General features: G+C 46.6%; 15 protein-coding genes. 11 read left to right on the forward strand and 4 right to left on the reverse strand.

The window, feature by feature from the left end:
• The first annotated feature begins 57 nt into the window (after positions 1 to 57).
• From rpsO to QZJ86_RS07020, 9 genes are all read left to right on the forward strand, one after another.
• Positions 58 to 327 carry a 30S ribosomal protein S15 gene (gene rpsO, locus QZJ86_RS06980; RefSeq protein ID WP_301937598.1) on the forward strand — a complete coding sequence of 90 codons (270 nt, stop codon included), beginning with the start codon at positions 58 to 60 and terminating at the stop codon, positions 325 to 327.
• Positions 328 to 411: 84 nt separating this feature from the next.
• Positions 412 to 2,490, forward strand: coding sequence for a polyribonucleotide nucleotidyltransferase (pnp, locus tag QZJ86_RS06985; protein WP_301937600.1), 2,079 nt, complete (start codon positions 412 to 414; stop codon positions 2,488 to 2,490).
• Positions 2,491 to 2,642: 152 nt separating this feature from the next.
• Entirely contained in the window at positions 2,643 to 3,290 is a 648-nt protein-coding gene (locus tag QZJ86_RS06990; RefSeq protein WP_301937601.1) for a uracil-DNA glycosylase, read from the forward strand.
• Positions 3,283 to 5,121, forward strand: coding sequence for an excinuclease ABC subunit UvrC (gene uvrC, locus QZJ86_RS06995; protein ID WP_301937603.1), 1,839 nt, complete (start codon positions 3,283 to 3,285; stop codon positions 5,119 to 5,121). Before QZJ86_RS06990 ends, uvrC begins: the two co-directional genes overlap by 8 nt.
• Positions 5,111 to 5,671, forward strand: a complete 561-nt coding sequence (gene pgsA / locus QZJ86_RS07000; RefSeq protein ID WP_301937605.1) for a CDP-diacylglycerol--glycerol-3-phosphate 3-phosphatidyltransferase — start codon at positions 5,111 to 5,113, stop codon at positions 5,669 to 5,671. Before uvrC ends, pgsA begins: the two co-directional genes overlap by 11 nt.
• Positions 5,672 to 5,735: 64 nt before the next feature.
• Positions 5,736 to 6,341 carry a TetR/AcrR family transcriptional regulator gene (locus tag QZJ86_RS07005; RefSeq protein WP_301937607.1) on the forward strand — a complete coding sequence of 202 codons (606 nt, stop codon included), beginning with the start codon at positions 5,736 to 5,738 and terminating at the stop codon, positions 6,339 to 6,341.
• Positions 6,342 to 6,387: 46 nt separating this feature from the next.
• The gene (tviB, locus tag QZJ86_RS07010; protein ID WP_301937609.1) at positions 6,388 to 7,659 is read left to right on the forward strand and encodes a Vi polysaccharide biosynthesis UDP-N-acetylglucosamine C-6 dehydrogenase TviB; all 1,272 of its coding nucleotides are present in this window, start codon (positions 6,388 to 6,390) and stop codon (positions 7,657 to 7,659) included.
• A gap of 2 nt (positions 7,660 to 7,661) precedes the next feature.
• Positions 7,662 to 8,666, forward strand: coding sequence for an NAD-dependent epimerase (locus QZJ86_RS07015; RefSeq protein ID WP_301937610.1), 1,005 nt, complete (start codon positions 7,662 to 7,664; stop codon positions 8,664 to 8,666).
• A 314-nt stretch (positions 8,667 to 8,980) separates the two neighbouring features.
• Entirely contained in the window at positions 8,981 to 9,961 is a 981-nt protein-coding gene (locus QZJ86_RS07020) for a nodulation protein NodZ (RefSeq protein ID WP_301937612.1), read from the forward strand.
• A gap of 152 nt (positions 9,962 to 10,113) precedes the next feature.
• Here QZJ86_RS07020 and QZJ86_RS07025 read toward each other — a convergent pair whose 3' ends face one another.
• The 4 genes from QZJ86_RS07025 to QZJ86_RS07040 form a co-directional block, all read right to left on the reverse strand.
• Positions 10,114 to 12,174, reverse strand: a complete 2,061-nt coding sequence (locus QZJ86_RS07025) for a sulfatase family protein (RefSeq protein WP_301937613.1) — start codon at positions 12,172 to 12,174, stop codon at positions 10,114 to 10,116.
• A gap of 46 nt (positions 12,175 to 12,220) precedes the next feature.
• The gene (locus QZJ86_RS07030; RefSeq protein ID WP_301937615.1) at positions 12,221 to 13,483 is read right to left on the reverse strand and encodes a putative O-glycosylation ligase, exosortase A system-associated; all 1,263 of its coding nucleotides are present in this window, start codon (positions 13,481 to 13,483) and stop codon (positions 12,221 to 12,223) included.
• A gap of 61 nt (positions 13,484 to 13,544) precedes the next feature.
• A complete protein-coding gene (locus QZJ86_RS07035; RefSeq protein WP_301937616.1) occupies positions 13,545 to 14,510 on the reverse strand; it encodes a glycosyltransferase in 966 nt (321 codons plus the stop codon).
• A 188-nt stretch (positions 14,511 to 14,698) separates the two neighbouring features.
• Positions 14,699 to 15,466, reverse strand: coding sequence for a polysaccharide deacetylase family protein (locus QZJ86_RS07040; protein WP_301937618.1), 768 nt, complete (start codon positions 15,464 to 15,466; stop codon positions 14,699 to 14,701).
• Positions 15,467 to 15,721: 255 nt separating this feature from the next.
• Here QZJ86_RS07040 and QZJ86_RS07045 point away from each other — a divergent pair, with 255 nt between their 5' ends.
• Both QZJ86_RS07045 and sufB read left to right on the forward strand, forming a co-directional pair.
• Entirely contained in the window at positions 15,722 to 16,171 is a 450-nt protein-coding gene (locus QZJ86_RS07045; RefSeq protein WP_301937620.1) for an SUF system Fe-S cluster assembly regulator, read from the forward strand.
• Between the two features lie 14 nt (positions 16,172 to 16,185).
• Positions 16,186 to 17,634: a Fe-S cluster assembly protein SufB gene (sufB, locus tag QZJ86_RS07050; protein WP_301937622.1), complete on the forward strand. Its 1,449-nt coding sequence runs from the start codon at positions 16,186 to 16,188 to the stop codon at positions 17,632 to 17,634.
• The last annotated feature ends 7 nt before the right edge of the window (positions 17,635 to 17,641 follow it).

Consider the following 17,641-nt stretch of genomic DNA (forward strand, 5'->3'; position numbering starts at 1 on the left):
TCGGGTCATCGAAAGATGGCTTTCATTCACTTAAAATTAATCGATAGGGATTAAGAAATGTCATTATCAGCAGAACAGAAAAAAGCAGTCGTTGAAGAATACCGTTTGTCGGATACCGATACCGGTTCAACAGAAGTACAAGTGGCCTTGTTGACCGCCAACATCAATCAATTGACTCCGCATTTTGCTACTCATAAAAAAGACAACCACTCGCGCCGCGGCTTGCTGCGCATGGTAAACCAACGCCGTAAATTGCTGGATTACCTGAAAAACACAGATGTGACTCGTTATCGTTCGTTGATCGAACGTTTGGGCATTCGTAAGTAGCACAAAACTGGAAACGGCGCATCGGGCGCCGTTTCTGCTTTAAGGCAAATTTTTAGCATAACCTTTAAACAAAGGAACCTTATAGTGAATCCTATCAGGAAAGAATTTCAGTACGGCGATCGTCTCGTCACGTTATCCACCGGTGAAATTGCCCGTCAAGCCAATGGCGCGGTAATGATTGATGTCGAAGGCACTTCGCTGCTGGTGACCGTGGTTGGTAAAAAAGAAGCTAGCGGCGGCGATTTTTTCCCGCTCACCGTTAACTACCAGGAAAAAGCATTTGCGGCCGGTAAAATTCCCGGCGGATTTTTTAAACGCGAAGGCCGTCCTAGCGAAACAGAAACCCTGATTTCCCGCCTGATCGACAGACCTATTCGTCCGATGTTTCCGGAAGGATTCACCAACGAAGTGCAAATTATTGCCACGGTGGTGTCGCTGAATCCTGAAGTGGATACCGAAATTCCGGCCCTGTTGGGTGCTTCTGCGGCACTGGCTGTTTCTGGCTTGCCTTTCAACGGTCCTTTGGGCGCGGCTTGCGTTGGTTATAAAGATGGCCAATATCTGCTGAATCCAGCTAAGCCGGCGCTGAAAGAATCGCAACTGCAATTGGTGGTTGCCGGTACTCAGCATGCGGTATTGATGGTTGAATCCGAAGCGGCTTTACTGTCAGAAGAAGTGATGTTGGGCGCGGTATTGTTCGGTCACGAACAAATGCAAGTGGCCATCAATGCCATCAACGAATTCGCTGCTGCGGTCGGCACTCCAGCTGTTGTCTGGACACCGGCAGAAACTAACACTGCGCTTAAAGCAGCAGTGGCCGCCGAAGCCGAGCAAAGCATCAAAGCGGCTTACCAAGTGGCCGAAAAATTGGTTAGACAAGACCAATTGAGTGCGATCAGAAGCGCGGTAGTTGAGAAACTGACTGCTGATGGTCAATATAGCGAGGCCGATATTCGCAATGTCATCGAACATTTGGAATACGATGTAGTGCGTGGCGCGATTCTGAATGATCGCAAACGTATCGACGGTCGCGATCTGACCACCGTCAGACCGATTACCGTTAGAACCGGTGTGCTACCTAGAACCCACGGTTCTGCATTGTTTACCCGCGGCGAAACCCAAGCCTTGGTTGTAGCGACCCTGGGTACCGAGCGCGATGCGCAAATCATCGATGCACTGTCCGGCGAGTATAAAGACCCGTTCATGCTGCATTACAACTTCCCGCCGTATAGTGTTGGCGAAACCGGTTTTGTCGGTTCGCCGAAGCGTCGCGAAATCGGCCATGGCCGGTTGGCAAAACGTGGTGTGGCGGCCGTACTGCCTAACATGGCGGAATTTCCTTACGTGATCCGCGTGGTTTCGGAAATCACCGAATCCAACGGTTCCAGCTCCATGGCGTCAGTCTGCGGCAGCAGCTTGGCGCTGATGGATGCCGGCGTGCCTATCAAAGCACCGGTTGCCGGTATCGCGATGGGTCTGATCAAGGAAGGCGATAAATTTGCAGTATTGTCCGACATCCTGGGCGATGAAGATCACCTTGGCGACATGGACTTTAAAGTGGCCGGTTCCGAAAATGGCGTCACCGCGTTGCAAATGGACATCAAGATCGATGGTATCACCGCGGAAATCATGAAAGTTGCGTTGGAACAAGCCAAGCAAGGTCGTCTGCACATTTTGGGCGAGATGAACAAGGCCTTGTCCAGCACCCGTTCCGAAATGTCCGACTTCGCGCCGCGCATCATCACCTTTAAAATCGATCCGGCTAAAATCCGCGAAGTTATCGGCAAAGGCGGTGTCACTATTCGTGCCATCACCGAACAAACCGGTGCCAGCATTGATTTGACCGATGACGGCGTGGTTAACGTCGCCTCCGTCGACAGAGCTGCCGGCGAAGAAGCCAGACGCATGATCGAAGAAATCACCGCCGAAGTGGAAGTGGGTAAAACCTACGAAGGTAAAGTGGTCAGATTGATGGACTTCGGTGCGTTCGTGACCATCTTGCCAGGCAAAGACGGTTTGGTGCACATTTCGCAAATTTCCGATGAGCGCGTTGAAAAAGTCAGCGACAAACTGTCGGAAGGCGATGTCGTAAAAGTAAAAGTGCTGGAAATCGACCGTCAAGGTCGGGTGCGCTTGAGTATGAAAGAAGTCGATAGCGAGTAATCGATTCCGACTTTGCCATGCAGAAAGGGCCGTAAGGCCCTTTTTTGTGGATAAATTTCAGCCGAACAGCCTTACTGACGATAAAATTATTTTAGCCTTTAGCCTTTAGCCTTTAGCCTTTAGCCTTTAGCCTTTAGCCTTATGACCGCATAATGTCGATCGAAACCTATTTCAATCAAGACTGTAAACAATGCTCGCGACTCGCGGAATTTCTCTGCGATGTAAAGCACAAGTATCCAGATTATCATGCCGGACCGGTTGCGCCTTTCGGAGATCCGGACGCACGACTGTTGATCGTCGGATTAGCGCCTGGCATGCATGGCGCCAACGCAACGGGCAGACCCTTTACCGGCGATTATGCGGGTTTGCTGTTGTATCAGGCCTTGTACGATTTCGGTTACAGCAATCAATTGCAATCCACCGATCTGGCCGATGGTTTAAGGCTCAGCAACTGTCGGATAACCAATGCCGTCAAATGTTTGCCGCCGCAAAACAAGCCGACCGGCGATGAAATCAAGCAATGCAATCCTTATCTGGCCGAGGAAATTAAAACCCTGCCAAAAAAATCGGTGATATTGGCCTTGGGTAATATCGCCCATCAGGCGGTGCTGCGCGCCTACGGTTTGAAAATCAATGCGGCTAAATTTGCTCACCATGTCCGTTTCGAACTACCGGACGGCAACGTCTTGGTCAGTTCTTATCATTGCAGTCGGTATAACGTGCAGACCAAGCGCCTGAGTCAGGAGATGCTGGCTGCGGTGTTCGTGACTATTCAAGCCTTGCTGTCCGCGCGTGACTGAAAACCAGTTGCCTGGCTTCGATGCCAAAGCCTTTCTGAAGACGCTGACCCAACGGCCCGGCATTTACAAGATGCTGGACGAAAAAGGCGAGATTATCTACATCGGTAAAGCCAAAAATCTGAAAAACCGGGTTTCGAGTTATTTCAGAAGTAATGCCGCGTCGCCTAAGCAGCAGGCCATGGTCGCCAAAGTCGCCGGGATAGAGGTAACGGTGACGCATACCGAAGGCGAGGCCTTGCTGCTGGAAAGTCAGCAGATCAAACGTCACAAGCCGCGCTACAACATTAGTTTGCGCGACGACAAATCCTATCCCTATGTCTTCATCTCCAGTTTTCACGATTTCCCGCAACTGACCTTCCATCGCGGCGCCAAGAAACGGCGCGGTAAGTATTTTGGGCCGTATCCCAGTGCCAGTGCGGTGAAGGAAACCTTGAAGTTGCTGCAAAAAATCTTTCCGGTGCGCCAGTGTGAGGACTCCTATTACAACGCCCGTTCCCGGCCTTGCTTGCAGCATCAGATCGAACGCTGCACCGCGCCTTGTGTGGGCTTGGTTAGCAAAGAGCAGTACGCTAACGATGTCGAAAATACCATTTTGTTTTTGGAAGGGCAGGGCGGTTTGTTGATCGATCGCTTGGTCGGCAAGATGGAGGCCGCCGCCGTGCAGCTGGAGTTCGAGCAAGCTGCCGCGTATCGCGATCAGATCGTCCGCTTGCGAGCCGTATTGGAAAAGCATTGTGTGGAAGGCGAAAAAGGCGATGTCGATATTGTTGCTTGCGCGGCCAAAAACGGCACAGCCTGTGTGCAGGTGTTTTTTATCCGCAATGGCCAACATTTGGGCAATCGGCAGTTTTTTCCGAAAATTGGCGATGAAAATCAGCCTGCTGAAATATTGCAGGCCTTTATCGCCCAATATTATTTAGACAAAACTGTCCCGCACGAACTGATCGTCAGTCATGTTTTGCCAGAGTCGGCACTCGTCTCGGAAGTATTGGCGGAGCAGGCCAAGCATGCGGTGGCAATAGCCAGCAATGTGCGCGGCGAGCGGATGAAGTGGCTGCAGATGGCGATGACCAATGCCGAGAATGCTTTGAACGCCAGGTTAGCCGATAAACAGGGTTTGCAAGGACGCTTTATTAGTTTGCAGCAAGAATTGGGTTGCGACGCAACGCCCAGCCGTTTGGAATGTTTCGATATTAGTCATACCCAAGGCGAGCAGACGGTGGCTTCCTGTGTGGTGTTTGATAGAGAAGGGCCTGTGAAATCCGACTATCGCCGCTTTAATATCGAAGGCATTACTGCGGGGGACGATTATGCGGCGATATATCAAGCGGTATTCAGACGATTTAAACGTCTGAAGCAAGGCGAGCATCAGGCGCCGGATATTCTTTTCATAGACGGCGGGAAAGGCCAAGTTGCACAGGCGGAAAAGGCTTTGGCCGAATTGGAGATAAACGATGTTATGATAGTCGGCGTCGCCAAGGGGCCAGATCGCAAAGCCGGAATGGAAAAAATCATTTTGGTGGGTAAGCAGCAGCCCTTGGACGTGACGCCTGGCGCGTCTGCTTTGTTATTGATTCAACAGATACGCGATGAAGCGCATCGTTTTGCGATAACCGGGCACAGACAGCGGCGCGGCAAAGTTAATAAACAATCGGCACTGGAAGATATTGCCGGGCTGGGGCCGAAAAGAAGACAGGTTTTGCTGAAACAGTTTGGCGGGTTACAGGGTGTGTCCAGTGCGGGTGTGGATGCTTTAGCCAGTATAGAAGGTATCAGCCGACAATTAGCACAGCGAATTTACGATACATTTCACCATCAAGATGGCCATTAGATTCACCATTCCGACCTATTTGACCTTATTGCGGATCGCCTTGATACCGTTGTTGGCTGTGGTGTTTTATTTGCCGTGGCAATATTCCAATTTGGCTTGCACGGCTATTTTTCTAGTGGCTGGTCTGACGGATTGGCTAGATGGTTATCTGGCTAGAAAAATGAATATGCAGACCGCGTTTGGCGCGTTTCTGGATCCGGTGGCGGACAAATTGATGGTGGCTTTTGTTCTGGTGCTGATCGTGCAAGCCCAGGGTAATCCGTATTTAGCCGTGCCCGCCGCCATCATTATCGGTCGGGAAATTGCAATTGCATCATTAAGGGAGTGGATGGCTGAGATTGGTCAGCGTGCTAAAGTCAAAGTATCCCAATTAGGTAAATGGAAAACGACGGCGCAAATGACTGCGGTCAGTTTGTTGCTGTATAAGGACGATTTACTCGGTTTGCCAATTAATATGATGGGTTACTGGTTGCTATACTTGTCGGCTATTTTAACTTTGTGGTCGATGATTAATTATCTTATGGCGGCATTTTCCACCATCAGCGAATAACAATAAGCAGTATCGACACTGCAATAACAGAGAGTAAACAGCAGGTAAAGCTGTATATAAGAGCATGGAACAAGAATTAGAATTAGAAAATAAACAGAATAACGCCGTCACGCAAGATGAAGTGTTGCAAGCCGCCTTAAAGTTGTTTGCCAAGAAAGGCTATTTCAATACCTCGCTAACCGATATCAAGGATGCGCTGGGTTTTAAAACCAATAGCGGCATTCATCAGTTTTTTAAAACCAAACAAGCCATCGCGCAGGCGTTGCACGAAAATATCCTCGATAGCCTTAGTATATCGATTGACGATATTCGCCGACGGAATCGCAAAGCGGCCGAGCAACTGCGAGAAGTCGTCGATTTGCTGTTTAAATTGACCGACGATGCGCCGGAAATCGTGCAATTTTTGCTGTTTGTCAAAAGCGAGGAATTTTTGGCGGAACCGAAACCCTTACTGGAAACTGCGGCATTCAACAAGATCAAACGCATTTTCCAGAACGGCGTGAAAGACGGCGAAATGAAGGCCATAGACCCGTTATTGGCCTACACTTATTTCTTCGGCATTATCAATAATGTGTTGGCGATGGTGCTGAATGGTAGCTTGCCGAAAACGGCCGAGAGCTATCAATCTCAGACTTGGTTGATGGCGTGGGCTTGTATCGTTAAGAAATGATTTAGCGTCATTAATACTCAAAGAGGGACAGAGGAGGCATTGCTAGATGTTAGGCAACATTAAAATTGGCATGATTGGGCTGGGTTATGTGGGTTTGCCGTTGGCCGTGGAGTTTGGCCGCAAATATCCGACCGTGGGTTTCGATATCAATCAACATCGTATCCAAGAGCTGCGGGCCGGACGCGATCACACATTGGAGGTTAGCGAGGAAGAACTCGCGGCGGCTACTCTGCTGACCTATAGCGCCGATCTACAGGACATTGCCGATTGTTCGGTTTACATTGTCACCGTTCCGACGCCAATCAACGAACACAAACAGCCCGATCTAACACCGCTACAAAAAGCCAGCGATTTGCTTGGCAAAGCCATCAAATCCGGAGACATCGTCGTTTACGAGTCGACCGTTTATCCCGGCGCGACCGAAGAAGTGTGTGTGCCGATTCTGGAAAAAGTATCAGGTCTGACGTTTAATCGGGATTTTTACGTCGGCTATAGTCCGGAACGCATCAATCCGGGCGATAAGCAGCATAGGGTCACTAATATTCTGAAGGTGACTTCCGGTTCAACCCCCGAAATTGCCGAAAAAGTCGATGCTTTGTATAAAAGTATCATTACCGCAGGTACGCACAAAGCCAGTAGTATCAAGGTTGCCGAAGCCGCCAAGGTGATCGAGAACACTCAGCGCGACGTCAATATCGCGCTGATTAATGAGCTGGCGCTGATTTTCAACAAACTGGGCATCGATACCGAAGAAGTATTGCTGGCGGCAGGCACTAAATGGAATTTTTTGCCATTTCGTCCCGGCTTGGTGGGTGGCCACTGTATAGGTGTCGATCCTTATTACCTGACGCATAAAGCCCAAGCCATTGGTTATAACCCGGAAGTGATCTTGTCCGGCCGCCGCATCAACGACGGCATGGGTGCCTATGTGGTTTCGCAATTGATTAAATTGATGCTGAAAAAACGCATCCAGGTGCAGGATGCCAAGGTATTGATCATGGGTCTGACTTTTAAGGAAAACTGCCCTGATATTCGCAATACCCGCGTAGTCGATATTGTCGCGGAATTGAAAACTTACGGTGTCAATGTCGATGTTTATGATCCTTGGGTCAATGCCGATGAAGCTTTTGAAGAATATGGCATCCGTCCGGTCGAAAATGCGACTCAAGCTAAATATGACGCCATTATCCTGGCAGTTGCTCATCAAGAGTTTAAACAAATGTCGATAGCCGAGATCAGGGCCCTGGGCAAGGAACAGGCGATTATTTACGACCTTAAATATCTGTTTCCCTCTGATCAAACCGACGCCAGGCTGTAACGATGAAAATCATGGTGACCGGTACCGCCGGTTTTATAGGTAGTCATTTGGCGCTAAGGCTGCTGGAGCGCGGCGACGAAGTCATAGGCGTCGATAACCTTAACGACTATTACGATGTTAATCTGAAGATCAGTCGTTTGGCGCGGATTAAAGACTATGCCGGTTTTACCGATGTTCGTCTGGATATTGCCGATCGGGCCGGCATGGAAGAACTTTTCAAAAAACATCAGCCGCAAAAAGTCGTTAATCTGGCCGCGCAGGCGGGCGTGCGTTACTCCATAGAAAATCCGCATGCCTATATTGACAGCAACATTGTCGGTTTCATCAATATCCTGGAAGGCTGCCGTCATCATCAGGTCGAGCATCTGGTCTATGCATCCAGCAGTTCGGTTTACGGCGCTAACGAATCGATGCCGTTTTCAGTACATGACAATGTCGACCATCCGCTGAGCCTGTATGCCGCGTCAAAAAAAGCTAATGAGCTGATGGCGCATACCTACAGTAACCTCTATCAGCTACCGACTACCGGTTTACGGTTTTTCACCGTTTACGGTCCTTGGGGTCGTCCAGACATGGCTTTGTTTTTGTTCACCAAAGCTATTTTAGCCGGCGAAAAAATCAACGTTTTCAATTATGGTAAACATCGCCGCGACTTCACTTATATCGACGACATCGTCGAAGGCGTGATTCGGACTATGGACCACAATGCTCAGTCCAATTCCGATTGGAGCGGTCTCAAGCCCGATCCAGGAACCAGCAGAGCGCCGTGGCGGGTTTACAATATCGGGAACCAAAGCCCGGTGGAATTAATGGCCTATATCGAAACCCTGGAGCGCTATTTGGGGAAAACCGCCGAGAAAAACCTGTTGCCACTGCAACCGGGCGATGTGCCAGACACCTATGCCGATGTCGAGGCCTTGGTTGCGGATGTGGGTTATAAACCTAATACGACGATAGAGCAGGGGATAGAGCGGTTTGTCGGTTGGTATCTCGATTATTATCGTTGACCGTGCATGATTGCAATGTGATATCGAAGAGGGCGCTCACTAAAGCTGAACTTATATTCAAATATATCGATGTCAAAAAACTGAATTGATATTCGTTCAGTGAAAAGCGACTTAGCGTTCTTGTCTGGTTCTGTCTATATTTTCCAACTAAATGAACAAAAATTCGAATTGACGGGTGACATTGATTCGCAATTATTGCGGGTGTTATGGGCGATCTAGTCGGTACTCTAATTTGGATATGATTGCGCTATATTTTGGGAATGAAAGTTAGTCTAAATGGAGTTTGTGCTTATTTGATTATTTATGGGGCGTAGATGAATATAAAACATTTGTGGTGGAAAATCGAGAAAATGAGGCATCCCGAATATGCTCTGGCCGCTATCGATTCCTTCACTAAGCCGCATTATTACCAGTTTTTCCAGAGTTTCAATAAAGGGGTCTTTGCCATAGAGATGCATAATCCCAAGCTCGGTTTTTTTGCGAAACTTAATTGGTGCTTGCTAGTTTTGTATTATTGCCAAAGAAATAATTTAATCCCGTATATCGAGCTGACATCACTAAATTATATCGATGCTAACCGAGGAAACGACTGGTTTAAATATTATTTTACCAATTTAGCTTTACGTGAGCATGGTTACGATGCTGACTATCACCCAAAATATGTTACGAGGATTCGAAAAATCAAGGATCTTCATTTGCCGGGTTGGTGCTACCATGAATTAACTCTGGAGCATGCCGCTGCCCTTTTTAAGCAATCGATTGCTATACAGCCGGAGATTGCTTCTGAAGTGGATGCGTTCACTACGGATCATTTCGCCAATCGCAAAGTCCTAGGCGTCCATTACCGCGGTACGGACAAAGTTATCGAAGCCCCGAGAGTAAATTGGGATTTCTGCGAAAAAACCATACGCAATTATCTAGCTGATCACTCCGATACGGATGTCATATTTGTTGCCACGGACGAAGGGCCTTTTTTACGGCATATTGCGCTCAAATTTCCTGACGTAGAAGTTATCTCTCATGATGATCACTTTAGAAGCGAAGGTGGAGAGGCTATTCACACGTTGGGAACTGGCGGTGATAATTATTTGAAAGGAAGAGACGCTTTAGTAAATTCGTTATTGTTATCGAAGTGTAATACGGTTATCCGTTCCTCGTCCTTTCTTTCCGCTTGGTCATCTATTTTCAATCCCATGCTCCACGTTATTTTATTAAATAGACCTAATGAAAATGCTTTATGGTTTCCAGAGGTTGAAATTATGAAACATTCTCTCGATCAATATCTGCCAGAATAGTTGGCTGTTCAAAAAATTACTATTGAACTATCGGATAACAATTCAGCGCTATGAATTAATGGCTAGTTGTTTTGGATTTCAGTAGGCAAGTTATCATCAATAACTGATTTCGATGTCATCGTTGATTCTGTCTCGATAACATCTATTACAAATCAATTTTGTTGGAAACCGGTGTCATTGTTCATGTGATTTTCTAGCGCCGCTTTCAATAAGCTAACTATATCGGGATATTGATCCAATACATCGCGATATGGGTCGCATTCCAAGTCGTAGAGTTGATAAACCGGCCCAGAATAGGTGGATAGATAAATGAGCTTCCATTTTTCATTTTGTATGGATCGGCTTTTGGCTCGTATCACAGTGGGGTAATATTTTTCATTCACTACTAATGTGCCTGTTTTCCTGTTAGGAATGTCAAGCAACTCGGCAATATTGGGATAGAGAATTTGTTCGGGATGTAAGCCTGGGATTTTTCCTAACCAGATACCAGTTTCTTGAAATGCAAAGAGTTCCGGTGATGTCTTTGCATTAATGAATGGCATTAAATTGACACCATCCAGCGTTGTGGGAATAGGGATATCGAGTAGGTTTAAAAGAGTCGGCATTATATCGATCGTGCGACTGATGTAGGGGAAATCCATGCCTTTTGGGATGCCTGGGCCTTTTATGACTAATGGAATCCGCCCGCTTGGGTCATTGCCGACGAGTGTGTTACCTTGTCCCCAGCTGCCGGTCTCAAAAAAATCGGCACCGTGATCGCTATATATGATGATAATGGTATTATCGGTTAAACCGGATTTTTCAATATAGTCCACTATTTTTCCAACTTCATCGTCGAATTGCTTTACGCAGCTATCGTACAAATTAATGATCTGTTGGACGTCAAATGATTCCGCACCTCGTTCTTGTTTATTAATGATTTCCTCGGCTGACGCTAGGCGCGTCATGATGAAGCGGGACTCGCCTTTATAATCCTTGGGGGTGAATAGATTATAGTACGGGTATTCTGAATTAAACGGAACGTGAGTGGCAGAGGTGAATAAGTTTATGAAGAAAGGGCGCCCCTTTTCCCCAGAACGAGCCATTAATTGTCTGCACTCTAGGCCCAGTTGGCGAACTAAGGGTACGCCGGCTAGATAATAAAGCTCTGGCAAAAAACGCTTGCCTAGCTCATTGTTTGTAAATAGGGAAATAAAGCTTCTGATGAGGGATGGTCCCTGCCTTAATAAAAGCTTTATGTTCCACTGATCCTCCGGAAGTGATGTTTCTTTAAAGTTGAAACTTAGCTTGGCAAAATCCCCGCCAGACCAGTCGGAAATTACGGCTGTGCGATAGCCTTGATCATTTAATATGTCCACTAAAGAAGGCTGCTGTAATTTGCAATCTGCTTCGTATGGGTAATTGTCTCGAATTTTATGATGATGGGGCCACAGTCCTGTGAATAAAGAGGCAATGGCGGGGGCCGTCCTGGCGAGCGGGGTGATGCAATTGTTTAATAACAATCCATTGGCACGTAATTTATTAATATTGGGCGTAAGTGTTCTATGATAACTGCGGTTGTCTACTCGGTCGTAACGCAAAGTATCGGAGCCTATCATGATAATATTGGGTTTGTCTTGTTTTGTTGTTTGTACCGGAGGTGGTTCCTTGCTTTTTAATGAATGGTAAATGTAAAAGTATAAGGCAGCAGTTAATGACAAGTAATATATCAGTGCATAATTGTTTTCTTTTGTGGCGAAAAAATATGCAGCGGCTAACGCGGATAGTAGCCAGAAATTTAATAAATATTTAAGTGCGAGAATTCTGTTTGGTGAAAGAATTTTCCATAAAGTAAATAGTCTGGAAAATCGATATTGAAAAGATAGTTGAATGCTGCCAGGTGTATATAAAAGTTGGTATAAAAAAGAATAGGCACAAATGGTCGTGGCTGATAAAAAGCAACTAAATAAACATGTTCTAAAATCGAAGTGTATTAAAGGGGTCAGCTTTGATATTGAAAATACAGTGATAGGCCCGGGAAGTGAAAACAAAAATAAAACAATAAACAGCCAGAGTATTAATCTGGACAAGGAAAAAATGGCATAGTACCCAAATTCTTTTTCTATTTCTTTTTGTATGCCTGGGCCTGTTCTTGAGTAGTTATGTAATGTTAGTATTGTTAATGCAACAGTGAGAATCAATGCGGCGATGGTTGGGCAGTAGAAAAATAACAATATTATTTCCATCACTGTATGTGGGTTAATTTTAAATAACGTTTAATCAGGCGATGACTTTTTGGTCTTTCTTGGTTTTATTATTGTTCATTCCATTTTTTTTCACAAGCTCTTCCAATGCGAATTTTTTAATTAATGCGGCGATGAATACCAAATGGTAAATAAGATCCCAATAAGATAACCCAAGGAAAGCCGTTCCAACCATATAGCAGACTATTGATGTTCTTGTCATCAAACTATAATGTCCCACCCATTCCAATCCTTCAACTCCTTTTGTTTGTCTTATTAGACTAGTCAAGCTGATAAGACTGCCCAGCAATAAAGATATCCATAATCCGAATGCTATAAAACCGTGTTCAGCTAGCATTTCTACGTAAGAACTATGCCAGTCTCGCATCGTGACGTGCATCCAGCCGTCGAAACCCGCGCCGGTAAATGGATGACTCAAGGCATGATTCCAGCCATCAGTCCAGGCTTCGATTCGCTGCATTGCTGAAGCATCTTCTTCATAGGTTTCCATGGTGTGCATCCGTCCAAACCACTCTTCGGGCAAATAGGGTGTGACGAAAAATACTCCGCCTATGACTAACGGAATCATAAGATATTTACGTTTACTATTTGATATTAGTGTGAAAGTCAGCGCTATCATCGTCAATAATGCGCCTCGCGACCATGAGGATAAGGAAGCGGCGTAAATAATAGGAATAGAAAGTAAGACTCCTTTTTTTAACAATGCGTTTTTTATCCCCTTTTCCCAAACTAATATTAATGGGATAGCAATTAGCATCGCTACCGCGAACAAATTATTGTCTTCAAATTGAGTGTTGGGTGGGCCATATACTCGATGGCTGAATCCCGTCAAAATTGCGAAAATACCTCCTTTGACAGCAACTATGCCGATGGAGGCGCCAATAGTGGAGATGAGGTAATAAAGTTTTTCTCTGGTATTGATTAGAACCCATGTGAAATAAAAAGGTATAAATATTTTGGTGACAAACCAAAATTTGCTCCAAGCAATATCGGGTAAAGGCGATTGTGTTGTAGTAAATATGAAATATATCCAGAGGAGTAAAAAAGTCGGGATGCGCCAGTCTTTGGGGATTGGTTGTTTGTCTTTTGTGATAGCGGTGCTGGCCGCTACCACTAAAAATAAGACATAATAAACAGGTAATGTGCGTACTGCTCCCCAAGCATAGGCATGGGGATTTAAGTAGCTGAATACTGCTAGCGATAATACTCCCCACCAAGGTTTTTTTATCGCAGCAGCGATGCAGCAGAATAAAAATATAAGAACAACTATGTCGCGCACTTTTTATGGATTTTATTTAGTTATTGGCGTCGTATAAATATATTAGCTACTTTATGGTTTTTTATAGTTCATTTAGTTCTGTTTTTTCTTTCCAGCGTAAGAGGCATCCATAGATTTGGCCAAGCAAGTACGTGACATTCATCAGCTGGCGAATATTACTGCGCTTTGATGAGGCTATGAGCTTAAGCCATTTGAAAAATTGCTTAAAGCTTTGCGAAATCAAAAACGGCGGAACACCTAGATAATTCCTTTCATACGTTGGCAGCTGATGGAGCGCAGATTTTTTTCCTGCCAGAAAGTGTAATTTTAAGAAATAACACCGATTCAATCGCCAAGGTTCTACGGCATGTATGACCGCCATATCGGGTCTGTAGCGTATGCGGGCTTTTTGCGATAATAAGCTTTTAAACATTGCTACGTCTTCTCCGCCGCCAATGGCTTTCCCTTTCCGGTCGTATCGTTTGTCGAAGCGCAATGTTGGGTTGTCGCGGAACAGCCGCATATCATAAGCGATATTGGCGGTCCAAATAGGGGTGGATGGGTCTTCTATCCAAAATGCGGTATTGCCGTAATCAACGGCAGCCAAAAAGCCTAGCAGCTCATCTTCAAGCCAGGTTGGGCGGCAATATTGGGAGAAATCGACATACACCTTGCCCCCCGCGCATTGAGCGCCTTCGTCGAATATTGCTTGAGCAGCGGCTTCTAAAATATTTGATTGTGGGGTTTCGTCGTCGTCGATAAACACTAGGATATCAGAATTCAGCGCTTCCGCTATCGCACGGTTACGTGCTGCCACAATGCCTTGAATCGGTTCGGTGACCCAGCGTAAAGGTGTTCCGGGCAGTTGGCTTAGTTTTGTTAATGTTTTACTTGTATCGTCGCTGCTATTGTTATTAATCGCGAGAATCTCGTATGGAACCGGACAAGTTTGAGAGCGCATGGCCGTTACCAAATTTTCCAGGCGTTCGGCGCGATTATAAGTGCAAAAGGCAAAAGTGAGCTTTTTGTTGGTTTTTTCAGGGCTCATTTGTGTTGTTTATAAATCAAGGATGCGATAAAAACAGAGTAGCGACGGCGATAGTAAATAACATTTCAATCTTTCCATTTAGAAATGGCTTTTGAAACAAAATAAGCGGCTTTACAGGATTCAAATTTTTCGCCTCAGTGATTTTGTGCGCAGAATTTTTCTAAATAGTTGATCGATGGATTCCATACTTAAAAATTATATGTCAGTTTGGCCCTGGCCCGATTCATATAGTAACGCGCGATTTTTTGCCAAGACACTTCGTTATCCGTAAACGTCAATTTGCGAGATAGGCTGCTAACGCTATCGCCGGAAAAAATGGCAATTCGCCTAACCAGAAACGGGTTAGGGTCGCTGCCTAACCAGCCAGGCTGGGTAATGCAAGCCAATCGATAGCCGGCTTGTTCCGCGGCAATCAGCGAATCGTCATTGAATCGGCCGTAAGGGTAAGCGAGGCTGGTCACTTGAGTGGAAAGCAGTTTCTCCAATACGGATTTGGCAGTCGAAAGTTCGTTTTGTTGTTGCGCCAAGCTCAGTGTTGAAAGATCTGGGTGCGAACAGGTGTGAGATGCGATTTCCATTCCGGCCGAATGCATTTCAGTTAGTTGTTCCTTTGTTAGCATCTGGGTTTGTTTGGATGCGGTCCCTAGCCAATGTGCGTGGCCACCGATGCAATCGGTTGCGATAAACCAAGTGGCTTTCATGCCGCTCTCCAACAAAGGCAAAAATGCGCCCTGATAATTATCCGCGTAGCCATCGTCGAAAGTCAGTACAACGGTTTTTTCCGGTAAAGCTTGAGCGTTTTGCAGGTCTTTAAATAACGCGGTTGTCCAGCCTTGGCGCTTTAAAAAACGCATATGTTTGGCGAATAAGTTGGCGTGGATAGAGTAATGGGTGTCCGGTCGACTGCCGGGGGTGCCGTGATACATCAGAATAACAGGGCTACGATGTTGGCTCATTGCTCTTTTTTCGAAAAGTTAGATATTTAAAGCTTAACGGAGTGTGTTGCAAAAAGCCAAAAATTTCAGGGAAAAATTTAGTTGCGTGGTTTTGTCTTTAGCGAATGGCCGATAGTATCTGGCGGGATGTGCCAGCGTACTCGCTAGCAGTGTTTGGTGTGAAAGGGTGTGGACGAACTAATGTGAAAATAACCAAGTGCTTTACTGGGGATTTAAATAAGACTAAAATGGTCCTAGATTAAGCAAGAGGGTGTAATGTTACGGTTGAGCAAATTAGCAGACTATGCGACGGTGATTTTGAGCTACATAGCGAAGGATAATTCTCGTGTGCATGGGGCTGTGGAAATTGCCGAAGCAACCGGCATTGCTCAGCCTACCGTCAGCAAAATATTGAAGATTTTGCTGAAGGCCGGCGTGTTGGTCTCCACGCGTGGCGCCAAGGGCGGTTATGCATTGGCAAGAGAGCCCGGTAGGATTACCGTCGCCATGGTGATTGGCGCCCTGGAAGGACCGATTGCCTTGACCGAGTGCACCGCATCGCACAAAGGTTGCGATCAAGCCAGCGGTTGCAAAATTCAAGGTAATTGGCACTTGATCAACCAAAAAATCGCCAATGCTCTCGAATCGGTCACTTTGGCCGATCTGATTTTGCCGTTTAAGCAGCCGGAAGAAGTCTCCATTCCGGTTAACCAGTTGTTTCGCTAATTATCAAAAAGATTATGTCTACAAGCGCACAAGAAATTGAACATCTGATCAGCCAGGAATACAAACAAGGCTTTGTGACCGAGCTGGAAGTCGATACTTTTCCGCCGGGCTTGGATGAAGATGTGATTCGCCGGCTGTCCAAAGTCAAAAACGAGCCGGAATTTATGCTGGAATATCGGCTTAAAGCGTTTCGGCATTGGCAGACCATGCCATCCCCGAACTGGGCGCAACTCAAGATCGATCCCATCGATTATCAATCGATTAGTTACTACTCGGCACCCAAATCGAAAAAAGCCGGCCCGAAAAGCTTGGACGAAGTCGATCCGGAATTGCTGGATACCTATAAAAAACTAGGTATTCCGCTCGACGAACAAGAACGCTTGGCCGGCATCGCCGTCGATGCGGTGTTCGATAGCGTGTCGGTAGCCACCACTTTTAAAGGCAAACTGAAAGATGCCGGCGTGATTTTCTGCCCGATTTCCGAAGCCTTGCAGGAACACCCTGAATTAGTGAAGCAATATCTCGGCACCGTGGTGCCGCCTGGCGATAATTTCTTTGCCGCACTGAATTCGGCGGTATTTACCGACGGTTCCTTCGTTTATATCCCCAAAGGCGTACGCTGCCCGATGGAGTTGTCGACCTATTTCCGGATCAATGCCGCCAACACCGGCCAGTTTGAACGCACGCTGATTATCGCCGACGAAGGCTCGCATGTGTCGTATCTGGAAGGCTGCACTGCGCCGATGCGCGACGAAAACCAATTACATGCGGCAGTGGTGGAGTTGGTTGCATTGGAAAACGCTCAGATCAAATATTCGACCGTGCAAAACTGGTATCCCGGCGACAAGGATGGCAAAGGCGGTATCTACAATTTCGTCACCAAGCGCGCCGAATGCCGTGGCCGCAACTCGAAAGTGTCCTGGACCCAGGTGGAAACCGGCTCGGCCATCACCTGGAAGTATCCAAGCTGCGTGTTGCTGGGCGACGATTCGGTTGGCGAGTTTTATTCGGTGGCCCTGACCAACAATCTGCAACAGGCCGACACCGGCACCAAGATGATCCATATCGGTAAAAACACCCGTAGCACCATCGTGTCGAAAGGTATTTCCGCCGGCCGGGCGCAGAATACCTATCGCGGTTTGGTCAAGGTCGCCAAATCCGCCGAACACGCCCGCAATCATACCCAGTGCGATTCGCTGTTGGTCGGCGATAAATGTGGCGCACATACCTTTCCATATGTCGAGGTAAAACAGCCAACCGCTCAGGTCGAACATGAAGCGACCACGTCCAAGATCAGTGAAGACCAGTTGTTCTTTTGCCAGCAACGCGGTTTGTCTGCGGAAGATGCGGTGTCGATGATTGTGAATGGTTTTTGTAAGGAAGTGTTCAAGGAGTTGCCAATGGAGTTTGCGGTTGAGGCGCAGGCGTTGTTGGGGATTAGTTTGGAAGGGGCGGTTGGTTAAGGTCAAA

Origin of the sequence: Methylomonas montana, from assembly GCF_030490285.1 — a bacterium.
Lineage (GTDB): Bacteria > Pseudomonadota > Gammaproteobacteria > Methylococcales > Methylomonadaceae > Methylomonas > Methylomonas montana.